The organism is Hathewaya limosa (genome assembly GCF_030815255.1).
Classification (GTDB): Bacteria; Bacillota; Clostridia; order Clostridiales; family Clostridiaceae; genus Hathewaya; species Hathewaya limosa.
The window spans coordinates 1-12,321 of sequence record NZ_JAUSWN010000017.1 but is presented as its reverse complement, the minus strand read 5'-3'; the positions used below and the strand labels follow the sequence as shown (position 1 = coordinate 12,321).

At 24.0% G+C, this 12,321-nt stretch carries 15 protein-coding genes and 1 pseudogene; 8 read left to right on the top strand and 8 right to left on the bottom strand.

Features of this window, described 5'->3' with window-relative positions; all coding sequences use genetic code 11:
* Nucleotides 1–17: 17 nt before the first annotated feature.
* The 3 genes from QOZ93_RS10070 to QOZ93_RS10060 all read right to left on the bottom strand — a co-directional run bounded on the left by QOZ93_RS10070 (nt 18) and on the right by QOZ93_RS10060 (nt 1,858).
* On the bottom strand, nt 18–248 hold the full coding sequence (locus QOZ93_RS10070; RefSeq protein WP_307356165.1) for a DUF3791 domain-containing protein: 231 nt from the start codon (nt 246–248) through the stop codon (nt 18–20).
* 129 nt (nt 249–377) lie between these two features.
* Nucleotides 378–1,187, bottom strand: coding sequence for a hypothetical protein (locus tag QOZ93_RS10065; protein ID WP_307356163.1), 810 nt, complete (start codon nt 1,185–1,187; stop codon nt 378–380).
* A gap of 194 nt (nt 1,188–1,381) precedes the next feature.
* The gene (locus QOZ93_RS10060) at nt 1,382–1,858 is read right to left on the bottom strand and encodes a hypothetical protein (protein ID WP_307356162.1); all 477 of its coding nucleotides are present in this window, start codon (nt 1,856–1,858) and stop codon (nt 1,382–1,384) included.
* Nucleotides 1,859–2,279: 421 nt separating this feature from the next.
* Here QOZ93_RS10060 and QOZ93_RS10055 point away from each other — a divergent pair, with 421 nt between their 5' ends.
* The 6 genes from QOZ93_RS10055 to QOZ93_RS10030 all read left to right on the top strand — a co-directional run bounded on the left by QOZ93_RS10055 (nt 2,280) and on the right by QOZ93_RS10030 (nt 5,971).
* Nucleotides 2,280–3,056, top strand: a complete 777-nt coding sequence (locus tag QOZ93_RS10055; RefSeq protein ID WP_307356160.1) for an MBL fold metallo-hydrolase — start codon at nt 2,280–2,282, stop codon at nt 3,054–3,056.
* A gap of 137 nt (nt 3,057–3,193) precedes the next feature.
* Entirely contained in the window at nt 3,194–3,367 is a 174-nt protein-coding gene (locus tag QOZ93_RS10050) for a hypothetical protein (RefSeq protein ID WP_307356158.1), read from the top strand.
* A 125-nt stretch (nt 3,368–3,492) separates the two neighbouring features.
* Nucleotides 3,493–3,939 (top strand): hypothetical protein, encoded by a 447-nt coding sequence (locus tag QOZ93_RS10045; protein ID WP_307356157.1) that lies wholly within the window; start codon nt 3,493–3,495, stop codon nt 3,937–3,939.
* 142 nt (nt 3,940–4,081) lie between these two features.
* A complete protein-coding gene (locus QOZ93_RS10040; protein WP_307356156.1) occupies nt 4,082–5,149 on the top strand; it encodes a peptide ABC transporter permease in 1,068 nt (355 codons plus the stop codon).
* Nucleotides 5,146–5,814, top strand: a complete 669-nt coding sequence (locus QOZ93_RS10035; RefSeq protein ID WP_307356154.1) for an ABC transporter ATP-binding protein — start codon at nt 5,146–5,148, stop codon at nt 5,812–5,814. Before QOZ93_RS10040 ends, QOZ93_RS10035 begins: the two co-directional genes overlap by 4 nt.
* A 1-nt stretch (nt 5,815) precedes the next feature.
* Nucleotides 5,816–5,971, top strand: a complete 156-nt coding sequence (locus QOZ93_RS10030) for a hypothetical protein (protein WP_307356152.1) — start codon at nt 5,816–5,818, stop codon at nt 5,969–5,971.
* A 237-nt stretch (nt 5,972–6,208) separates the two neighbouring features.
* Here the strand turns inward: QOZ93_RS10030 and QOZ93_RS10025 are convergent, their stop codons facing one another.
* Nucleotides 6,209–6,442 (bottom strand): hypothetical protein, encoded by a 234-nt coding sequence (locus QOZ93_RS10025; protein ID WP_307356149.1) that lies wholly within the window; start codon nt 6,440–6,442, stop codon nt 6,209–6,211.
* A 698-nt stretch (nt 6,443–7,140) separates the two neighbouring features.
* Between QOZ93_RS10025 and wecB the strand changes: the two genes are divergently transcribed.
* Entirely contained in the window at nt 7,141–8,208 is a 1,068-nt protein-coding gene (gene wecB, locus QOZ93_RS10020; RefSeq protein WP_307356147.1) for a non-hydrolyzing UDP-N-acetylglucosamine 2-epimerase, read from the top strand.
* Between the two features lie 207 nt (nt 8,209–8,415).
* On the opposite strand, the gene QOZ93_RS10015 is transcribed toward wecB, so the two are convergent.
* From QOZ93_RS10015 to QOZ93_RS10005, 3 genes are all read right to left on the bottom strand, one after another.
* Nucleotides 8,416–8,772, bottom strand: coding sequence for a hypothetical protein (locus QOZ93_RS10015; RefSeq protein WP_307356146.1), 357 nt, complete (start codon nt 8,770–8,772; stop codon nt 8,416–8,418).
* A gap of 139 nt (nt 8,773–8,911) precedes the next feature.
* Entirely contained in the window at nt 8,912–9,514 is a 603-nt protein-coding gene (locus QOZ93_RS10010) for an NUDIX domain-containing protein (RefSeq protein WP_307356145.1), read from the bottom strand.
* Nucleotides 9,515–9,562: 48 nt separating this feature from the next.
* Nucleotides 9,563–10,783, bottom strand: a complete 1,221-nt coding sequence (locus tag QOZ93_RS10005) for an MFS transporter (RefSeq protein WP_307356143.1) — start codon at nt 10,781–10,783, stop codon at nt 9,563–9,565.
* Nucleotides 10,784–11,473: 690 nt separating this feature from the next.
* On the opposite strand from QOZ93_RS10005, the gene QOZ93_RS10000 reads away from it, so the two are divergent.
* Nucleotides 11,474–11,905 (top strand): hypothetical protein, encoded by a 432-nt coding sequence (locus QOZ93_RS10000; RefSeq protein WP_307356142.1) that lies wholly within the window; start codon nt 11,474–11,476, stop codon nt 11,903–11,905.
* Between the two features lie 9 nt (nt 11,906–11,914).
* Here the strand turns inward: QOZ93_RS10000 and QOZ93_RS09995 are convergent.
* Nucleotides 11,915–12,064: pseudogene (locus QOZ93_RS09995) on the bottom strand (IS3 family transposase); the annotation flags it as partial.
* Nucleotides 12,065–12,321: the final 257 nt, after the last annotated feature.

Sequence of the window (12,321 nt, the reverse complement as noted above, 5' to 3'; positions counted from 1 at the left end):
ACTTCCATGATAAAGTATCATAACTTATAACCCCTATTCTCTAGAAAAAGTTGTATTTCAGATATAATATATTCTGATCCTTGAGTATGAAGTAATTCATAACTCTCAATAAGAAAATCTATCACACCACTTTTATAAAATAGATTTGCTACATCCTTACCCTTCATATTAAATTTCACCTTAAAACTCTCTATACAAAATGAAACGAACTCCATTACCTTCTCATTTTCACTTAATTCTAAATTCATTTCTTCTTTTCCCCTCTTTCTCATCTCTTCATCTTGAATAATTAATAGAGCTATAAAAGAAGTATTTATATCCTGTTTGTATGGAGTTTTTTAACAAGCTAAATAGACCTTCTATTTTACCACTATTTGTTATTTATTAAAATGATTCATATACTCAGACAATGATGAATATAACTCAAATTTATTTGTTCTTGTATTTTGAACTAATATAATTCTCTCATCAATTATATACAATACATCTTCATTAATTTTTTTAATTTCTACAATCTTGTCTATATCACATTTTTCACCACAAATATAATCTGTTGTCTTAACTCCAATTAATTCTTTATCTTTATAAAAATAAGCGTCGGTTTCATGTTGTAAATAATTAGAATATAACTTTCCTACTATCTTTATATTAATATTATTTTTAGCATGTAGGGTCCATTTATATACTCGAGGACATTTCAAACAGTATATAAACAAACTTAACAAAGCAAATATTGTAACAAGTACTTTTACATATGGTTTTCTCAATTTACCCCAAATACTTATTAAAGCAATTATACAAATTATACAACCTATATAAAAATTAGGCAGTATACTAAAAATAACTTTATAAATTAATAATGCAATTGCACAGAAAATAAAAAGATATTTGAATTTTTTATTTATGTTATTACCCATAACCACTAATACAATCAATAGAATTTCCCAACCTATAAAAAGATCAAGTGCACCAAAAATATATTCATAAATTAATAATGCGATTGTACAAAAAATCAAAAGATATTTGAATTTTTTATTTATGTTATTATCCATAATCACTAATACACTTAACAAGATCACACAACCTATATAAAAATCAAACACACCAAAAATACATTCATAAATTAATAATGCAATTGCACAAAAAATCCAAGGATATTTCAAGTTTTTATTTAAGCCATTGTTCATAAATGTTTCTCCTTTAGGATGTATCTTATACTATAACCTACTCTAAATTATCATAAATTCTCCAATTATAAACCTTTAAATACTTTAAGATTTCCTTTGTATGAACATCTAAAATTGTAAGATAGCTAAATCATAGGCTATACCCCTATAATTTAACAGTCAATGTTTTTTATCCGATTGTTTTTACAATTATTCTATCTTTTGCCTACAATATAATTTTCTATATGCTCTCTATTTAAAGCTATCATCATAACTGTAAATGTATAAACAGGTATTATAAAAAATTTAAATTTTAAAATTCCATATTGTTTTAGTATCTCAAATAGACTAACAAATGGTAAATTCCCAAGTTCTAAAACAAGTTTAATATTCTCCGGGTATTGGTTACCCCAAAGCCCTATGTCTCTATATGATAAAAAACTTTCCATATCAAAACTAAGTAAAAGCATGAATATAATACTTAAACCAAATAATATAAATATTCCTTTTTTATTCAATCTAAATACTTTAATTAATTTTATAATAATTATTGTTTGAAGAAATACTGCTATTGTTTGAGAAAACACTTGAAACGCATAAGGCATGTTTAATTTATCTATAATGCCATCCATACATCCTCCAGTAATCATTATTAAGAAATATATAAGAATTATTTTTTCTATAGTCTTCAACTTAAATACCCCTTACTCTCATTGATTGTATAACACTAAACTTAGAGTAAAATTAGCAGTTACATTATTATATACATAATTTATTTTATCACGAATCTTACTAATATTATAAAAAACATAACGGCATAGAAAATATTTTTAAAAATTTAGTCATTTTTTCAACCCCTTATTAATGAAACTACTTAATACCATCATTAATGTTGTTTAATTCAGTAAATTTATTTGTTACTAACAAACATCCTCTATTTATATTTTTTTGAATTATAACATAATAATAACAAGTTATTCATTGTAATTAAACATTTTTTTAATAATTTAAATAAATGGAAGGATTATTAACATATGCATATAATACAGGATAAAGAGGTACATACACTATTTGTAAAACAGTTGGTTTAATTGAATATAAAGGAGGTATTTTATGAAGTTTAAATTTCTAGGTACTGGAGGCTCAATTAGAATTCCTCGTGCTTGCTGTAATTGTAATATTTGTATTGAAGCCAGGAAAAAGGGTGGTCCTTACAAAAGATTAGGTCAAAGTTTATTTTTATATGATGAGGCAATTCTATTTGATACGCCCGAAGATATAAATGAAGAATTAAATACTTATAATATACCTTATGTGAAAAATATTTTTTACAGTCATTGGCACCCAGACCATACACTTGGTTGTAGAATAATAGAAGTACTTAATAAGAATAAGGTTAATTTATTAAATGTATTTATGCCTGAAGAAAATATAGAACATTTTTTAAATAAAAAGAATCCAATATTCTCTTACTTTGAAGAGTCAGGGTACTGTAAAATAATAAAATCTAATAAACCACAATTATTTAATAATTTAACTATATTAAGAATAAAATTATTAAATAATTTTTCTTATGCATTTTTAATTATAAAAAACAATAAAAAAGTATTATATTGTCCTTGTCACTCTAATTGTATACCTATAATAAAAGAATTATATAATCTAGACTTATTAATAATTAATTTAGGTGACTTCAATTCTAATATTTCTTCATCTAAAACTTCTTTTAAAAATGATAATATTAGAATTATAAATAAATTGATGCCAAAGAAAACTATTTTTACACATATAGAAGAATTTTATCAATTAAGTTATGATGATTATATAAATGTTCAATCAAAATATGAAAACATTATTTTTGCCTTTGATGGAATGGACTATATAGTATAGAAGTCATTTATTACTCTATATTATGGAAATGATATCTATAATATTCAGCTTGTCTGCCATAAATTAATTACTTAATGCTTTATTTAGAATATTTTCATAATACTCTGAAATTGACATATAAATTCATAAATGCTATTATGCAAATATGGGATTTAAAGAAAATAAAGGAAGCGATCCAAGTCATATATGATGGAGCTGCATGGAATTACTCAGAATCAGATTATAAAAATGCTTCTTTTAAATATACTAGAAACGGAAAAACTCTTCTTAGCAAGACTGCTACCAGTGGAAAGGTTACAGGTTCGGTTTAGGATGATTTAGTACATTGGGGTGATAAATACACTACAATATTTTCGTGGAACCACCAAAAATAATTTTGTTCTGTTTGAAATTTTATATAAAGATCGTATAATGGTTAAGATTTTAAGGAGGAAGTATGGGAAAATCCTTGTTTAGATTTATTGATAGATTTGAATTATGTATTACATATTTCTTTTGTTTTTCTTTAAATTTAATGTTTGATTATGTAAAGACTTTAGATTTAGAGTCATATATTTTAAAATCATTTTTAGAAAATTTTATGGATTATCAAATCTTAATTAATTTTTTATTTACATTTATTGTGTTGGTTTTTCATTATCAAATGTTACATAGAAAAAAAGAAGAAATATATTGTAGAATACTTGTAGGAGATACTATATTAAATATAGCTATTCGATATACTCTGGAATGTCTAATGATATTAGGATTCGTTTATCTTCTATCAATAGTGATAAATGTCTACTTAAATTTCAACTTAACCAGCAATCTTTACTTAGTTTGTATTTTTGTTATATATATATTAATTAGTTCAAGTCAGGTGAGGAAATATGAAAATTTTTAAGTTTTTTATTACAAAAATTTTTTTAAGAAAAGCAATACTTAGTATAGGGATACTTCTATTATTTTTTATGGCGAATTATACAATTTTTATTACTTCTCGCTCAATTTTGTCAACTTTTCAAGGGTTTCAAGAAATAAAATGTATGAATAAAGAAGGTAATTATATTGCTAACCTAGATCCAAATAGTAATATTAACATTGATGCAATTGGAAAAAATGGAACACAAATAGTATATGATTATTTAAATAACAATTTTAAATATGCTTTTTATACAGATGGATTTATTGTATCCTTACCTAACAATGATGATATGCAAATATCATTTAGTTATATGAATGAAGAATATTATAAATTAAATAAATTTGAACTTTCACAAGGGACGGATTTAGATTTTGATTGCCAATTTAATAAGGATAAAGAAATACCTATTTTGGTAGGAAAAGGTTTAAGCAAAACATATCCTGTGGGTTCCACAATAAAAATTAAAAATCCTTTATTTGAGCAATCAATGACTCTAAAAGTTCAGGGGGTTTTAAAACAAAATACATATCATTCTAATTTTTATGCTCTCAATTCAAAGAACTACTATAATTTTTCGGTTTTTTTTCCTGTGAATAAGGAATTTATTAAACATGCAAATATTGACCTTCAATTGAATGGACTCATGGACATTGTAATTCTTCAAACTACAAAAGAAAAAATAGTCAATTTAAGTGAGATTATGCAAGATAAACTAGGTTTGAAATTTAATTTTTTTAGTCAAAAGGAAAATAATAATTATTTTAATAAATATTTTCTCAATTCATTAAAAATTATGTCTATAATAACATTGATTTCCATTGTAATTATAACTTGTCTTTCTGTTTGGAGTGCATTAGTCAGTATTCGTTTAATGTTGAAAGACTTCACAATTAATTTATTAGTTGGATTAAGTTATTCAAAGTTAAGAAAAATATTTTATGGTTATTTTGGCATACTGTTCTTTATTAATTTAATAGTTCTTTTTTTAATCACTGTTTATAGTAGATACGTATGTTGGTTAAGAAAAGATGCTAGCTTTGTCACTTATGGATTATTTGGTTTAATAGGAATGGATTGGTTTGCTTTATTAGTAGTATTCATTTCTGATATTATTATTGGAATGATTATTGTTGAAAATATGTTAAAAAAAATTAAAAAAGTTCCAATTTCTTTGGGGGTATTACAATGATCAATATTATCGATTTAAATATTCAAGAAAAAGTGTATAAGAAAAAAAATACGCAGCTTTCAATATTGAATAATTTTAAACTTAAAGTTAATGCTGGTGAAAAAATTGCCATTGTAGGAGAATCTGGAGTAGGAAAAAGTTCTTTGCTAAATATTCTTGGATTACTAGATACAGATTATACTGGTGAATATACTCTTTTTGGTTCAATAACTGCTAATTTAAATGCAAATAAGTTAGCGCAATGGCGAAACCAAAAAGTTGGTTTTGTCCTTCAAGAGTCCGCATTAATCAATTCTTTGACGATTGAAGAAAATATTAAATTACCTTTATTTTATGCAGGATCTAGAAAAAAAGATTTTAAGCCAGAGGATTTCCAAAATTTAATTAATGCAATTGAGATTAAACCTATATTAAAAAAGAAGCCACTTGAATGTTCTGGTGGCGAAAAAGCTAGAACGGTATTTGCTAGAGGAATACTTATGAAACCTCAAATTATTTTATCTGATGAACCCACAGCATCTTTGGATGTGGAGAACAGAGAAAGAATTATAAATTTACTTTTTAAAATGAATAAAGAATTTAACACTACTATTATTACTGTAACTCATGATTTGGAAATAGCTAACCGTCATGATAGAGTAATTCATCTTGAAAGGAGCAAATAAAATGGGCTTTTTTATAATGATTATTTCCATGTTAATAGGGATATTTTTAATTGCCTTTGGAATTTCTCATAGAAAGAGTAAGTATTGTTATAAAATCTCCATTGCACTGGGAACAGTATTAATTCTTCTTGCGATTTATTTAGGCTTTCCTAAATAAAGGTATTCAAGTCAAGTGCTTTTGGGAGCAAGAGTATTGTTTTTTTATTATCTATTACTTAAAATCTCAATACTTTAGGAAATTTAATCATCAGTAATAAAAGAATTATTAAGTTTAGTAATGTACCACATAATAATGAGACAAGTTGTTTAGTAAAATCCTTTTTAAATTCATCTTTATATAATACAAACCAAATTTCATTATGAAATAGTAATAGAAAACCCTTAAATGGATTTTCTATTTTTTATCTAAAGATTTCATTTTTAAAATTATAATAATACATAATATCAAGGATATAAAATTTATAGAAATACTAGTACACAATACACCAATTTCTGGATATACTACTTGAAAATTATAGGTTAATAAAGATAATTCATTTATAAACATTGCTATTTTATAAGAAAATAGATTTATTATTAAAATAATAGCTATGCTGAATTTTCCTACTAATTTACTCTTTAAATTCATAACCTCTCCTTTCTATTTTATAAATTTCTTATTATAATGAATTCCTATAGGTTTATATGCATATCCAACACCTAATTTAACATCTTTAATACCACATTCCTTTTAATAAACAGATGATCTATTTGGCATAGAGGATATGCTACAAGTTCAGCCTTGTTACATTAGATGCAACCCTTAATAAAAACATTATAAATGATAAAGAATATCATTTTCAACATTTTCCGTTATATAGCTTTTATTAAATTTTATCTTAATTAAATTTTATCTTAATTAACTTTATATTTTTATTTCTATACCCTACACATATTATAAAATCAGTATATATTCTAAAAACTTCCATTAAAGTTATATCTTATTACTTTAAATATAAATATATCTTCTAAACTATAATATTTATAAATTCTATACATCCTAGGTCATTATGCACTGTTTATATATGTAATTTTAAAGATATTTATTTAATTATACAAAATATAAAAGTAGTATAAATACTATGCTTAAAATTGTCCATGTTAAATTTCTTATTTATAGCTATTGTGTAATTAATATTTATAAATTACAATTAATACTAAACAGTTAATAAAGATTTGTTAAAACATTGTTTTAAACTATAAATTTGTTTTTATACAACAATATACTTTTATTCTATTAAAAAAAATAACAATTTTATCTTTAATACATAAAGGAGAAAGATTAAAATGAAGATTCTAACTGTTGTAGGGGCAAGACCTCAATTTATTAAATCTGCCGCTGTATCAAATGTATTAAGAACAGAACATGAAGAAATATTAATTCATACAGGACAACATTATGATGAGAATATGTCAGATATATTTTTTAAGGAACTTGGTATTCCTAAACCTAAATATAATCTATGTGTTGGCTCAGGTAATCATGGAAATCAAACTGGACAAATGCTAATAAAACTTGAAGAAATATATATTAATGAAAAACCAGATTTAGTTTTAGTCTATGGAGACACAAATTCAACTTTATCTGGAGCTCTTTGTGCTAGTAAACTTTTAATTCCTTTAGCACATGTAGAGGCAGGACTTAGAAGTTTTAATATGCGTATGCCAGAGGAACAAAATAGAATATTAACTGATCACATTTCAAACTTTTTATTTACTCCTACAGATACTGGAACAAAAAATTTATCTCATGAAGGAATAACAAAAAATGTTTTTAATGTTGGTGATGTAATGTATGATGCTACATTACTCTTTAAAGACCTTGCTTTGAAAAAATCAAAAATTATTGAAACTCTAAACTTAAAGAATGATAACTTTATACTTTCTACAATACACCGTGCTGAAAATACTAATGATATAAATAGATTGAAAAATATAATAGAGGCATTAAATGAATGTGGCAAAACAGTAGTATTCCCTATACATCCGAGAACTAAAAAATATTTAGAGCAGTATGGAATTCAACTAAACACAAATATTCAAGTTTTGAATGGAGTAGGATATTTGGACATGATAAATCTTGAAATGCATGCTGAAAAAATTGTAACTGATAGTGGTGGAATACAAAAGGAAGCTTTTTTCATGAAAAAACCCTGTATAACATTAAGAGATGAAACTGAATGGAAAGAAACTGTTGAAATTGGTTGGAATAAAATTGTTGGTTCAAGTAAGTCCAAAATTCTTAATGCTATTCATAGTTTTACTCCTACTAATGAATATAAGGATTTATTTGGAAATGGAAAAGCTGCATATAAAATATTAAATATACTAAACGATAATCTTCCAGTATCTTAGAGCCTAAATAATAAAAAATATATTCTTTTATTTAAACCGTACATTAATAAAAAACAGTATAAAGAATTGATATATAAAGACCAGTAGAAATTTTAAGGTACATCTCATATGATAGATTCCAAACTCATTTCAGTTTGGAACCTATCACAAAAACCAATAAAAAAATTTGTAAATTAAATATTCCTTATCAACTTTTTAAACCTTAGTTTAATTTCCTTGTTTTACATACTTTAGCCACTCTAAATATTCATTTTTATAGTCTAATTTTATTGCATTTTCACTGTATTTCATAGCAAGTTCTTGTGAAAATGGAGGTGTTAAAATTATAAAAATATAGTAAGAAATTAAATAGTTTAAGTAAGCTAATTTTTTTGAATCCTTTTCTATTAATAATTTATATTCCAAGCAAAAAAGCAGATTAATTTCTTCTGTAAAGGTTGAATCCAATACAGATAAATCAGATTCTTTAATTGTTTCTATATCTAAATTTTCAAGTTCTTTTTTTATATTTTCCGAATATGGATTTTCTTTATTTTTTAATATAGTTTCTATAAATGTATTCATAAGTTACTCCTTTTATTTAACCCATTCAGTTGAAATTGCCTGTATAAACCCATTGAAATCTTTAATAGATAGCACTTCTACTGTTTGTAAACAAACCCTAGTAGAATCACTACAATGATATGTTTATAAATGTTATATCTTAGTCTTTAAAAATAAGATTAACATATTCTTCATGATCTTTTATTAATTTATCTTTTTCATTTATATTAATAAATATATTTTTAAATTTATGTCCATCAGTAAAATTCTCACTACTTATATCTAAATTATCATCTATTATAACTCGATAGAATGTTCTTTTATAGGAATCACAAATAGAGTTAAGTGGAACCCATCCTAAGATTTCATAAGTTATATAGCTTGGATTAATTAAATCATCATACTCTGAATATTTAACCATAGAAAAGTTATTATCTTCTATAGTAGATTTTTCAACAGTTAAACCCTTTCTAAGTTTTGCATAAGAATTACTATTTACTTCAGGTCTTGAATATACAGGTGTACTTTTTACAATCATAGTTTTAGGTGATATATTTACACTTAAAGATGCTAAATTATAAATTTCAACTATATCACTTATTCCTGTTTCTTCTTTTAATTCTCGTATGGCAGAATCAATTGCTAATTCGTTATCTTCAACTGTTCCACTTGGAAGTTGATAACCAGCATAAGGATGTTCAATAGCTAATATCTCTTGTAAATTAGACCTTCTAGAAATTAACATAGTTACTTTTTCAATCATAGATTTATTTCTCCTATATATTAACCTTATTTTACAAATAGATGCCTTTTAATTTTTTAATCTCAACTGCTTCATTTTTTCCTTATTTTTTATTAAGAACTTATAAATAATAAATATTATGACATACATAAATAAGGCTGTGCTAAATATTACCCCAAAACCGAAACTTTGAATTATAAATCCACATAAAACTGGTAAAATTACATATATCAACTTTGATATACTACTTATAGTTGCAAAAAACTCTCCTCTTTCTTTTTCTGGGATAAAATCCATTAATATAGTGGTTTGACTAGGAAACCATAAAGTGTGACCTATAGTATTTATAACATTAGCTAATAAAACTACCTTAAAGTTTTTAGCAAAAAACATTAATAATGTGTAGATTATAAAAGTTAATATTCCAATTTGGCACACATTTTCATTTTTAATTTTTTTATCTATATCCTTGCACAACATTCCAGTAATTATAGTTACAATAGACATTAAAACCTGTAACAATAAAATTTGCATTAAATTACCTTTAATCTTATCTAATATAAAATAAGTTGTTATAAAGGTAGAGGTAAGTTCTCCTGAAACTACAACTAAAATTTCTGCACTAGCTATTAAATATAATCCTTTTGATATACTAAGCTTAGTATTACTATGTTTAGATCTTGTAGGATCAACCCATTTTAAAAATTTATAAGGAATTAATGCTACAAATAGAAATCCAATTCCAAATATAATAAAAACAATCCTATAGGCTAAAATACTATTAAATTTATAGGTTAATATATATCCTAGTATAGGGAAAATAATAACTGTGGCGATTTCCGGAATAAACAAATGATACGTATATATTTTACTTCTTTTATCTTCTTTAAAAATCGCATTTTCATATACTCTATATGCAGGGTTTAAAACATTAGTTATTTTTTGTGCTATTGCACCAATAAAGAATTGCATCTTAGTACTTGCTAATGCGAAGATTAGAACAGGCCAGCTTTCCGTAAGCCAATCTAAAGCCATACATTTATTAGGAGATATTGTATCAAAACTCTTTCTTAATAAATATGTAAAAATTAAATCTGCTAAGGCAGCAATACTAAAAAAAGTTCCTATATCTGATATAGTTACACCTAATTTATTCATAAATACCGGTAAAATTATGTTATATGAAAAAAATATCCCGCCAATGGTATGCATTAATATATACATATCAACTTCCTTACCAAAACTCTTAAATTCATTAAATACATCTGAACACTTATCAATAATTAACATTTTCTTCTTCCTCTTAATCTATACTTTTTATCCTTCATTTAACAATACAATGTTTTCGTAATATTTTCAACATTCTACTTATTTTACTTTTTAAGCTTATATATATTAAATTTATAAATTCCTAGATAAAATAATAAAATTTATAATTGAAAAAACTTTTATATTCTCTAATAAATTCTCCAATTTTAAAAAACTATTAATAAGACAAAATTAAATGTCCCCTTTGTCAAGGACGTTTTAAAAAAGACTATATGATAAGATGTAATTCCTATAACTAATAACATGATCTTATTATTCAATAAATTATTATCGTAATTTGAATATGTGATTTATTTAAAGTAATTAAATAGTTATTACTTAGTTTTTCTTTAATTTTCTCTATTTTTAACTTATAGACACACCAGGAAGAGTATATTTTACTTTTTCAATATTTTTTAATATTAGATCAGGATAAACCAAAAACCGTTTTTATTGACATAATATTTAAAATATTCTATACTTTATTAAAAGGGGATATTTTAATGAAAAGATCAAGATTAATTTCTGGTATTTTAGCATGTTGTATTTGAATAGCATCTCTTAATAGCAACTTATTATGACTCAAATTATAAAAAACTAACTAGTAAGGTTGTAAAAGATGGAATTAAGTATAAATAATACATTTAAAATTATATGAAGGGGTTAAATATTATGAACAACAATATAAATAAAAAAATCAGCACTGAAAAATCTTATTTTATTGTATCATTGGTTAATAGTATTGTATGTTTTTGCTGTAGTTATATTGCTATAAAAAACCATGATATCTTAATATCTATTCCTCTATGTATTCCCGGCATAACTTTTGCCTTATCATCTATACAAAGTATAAAAAACATAAAAAACTTAAAAAAAATGTTAGATACAATAGAAAACAAAATAAAAACACATGTACTTTATTTTATTGATGACTTACTAATATGTGTTATATCTTTTATGGCTTGTTTTGAATTTTGGGGTGCTAAATCTATATTAACATCCATATTATTATTTATTGCAGGCATAATTACCTTAATAAGTTCAATTAAAAATATTAAAAGGATAAAAGAATTTAAATTACTTAAAAAAAATAATTTAAACTAATAAAAAAGACTATATGATAAGATGATTTCTGTATTGAACAGGAGTCATCTTATTTAAGTTCCATTGATATCTGTAGTTATTGTAATACTTCATGTAGTTATCTATTTCTATTTTTAATTGATTTAGATTTTCATATTTTTTTAAATCTACTTCGTCTTTAGTAAATAATTTTTTACTCATTTTCATAACCCCACGTTTTAAAAATTCTTTTATTCTATTATACATAAAAAAATTCTATGAAATAGACTTTTTTAAATTGTCTACTTCATAGGATACATTTTAAAAACTTGTTAGATTTTTTTCAAAAACTCCTTTCTAGTGCATATATACAGTTGAAAGGAGTTGATAAGAATGGCAATAGAAAATGTAGTTATTAAAACTAAATTAAAAATTGAGTACACAGATGGCTATAATGA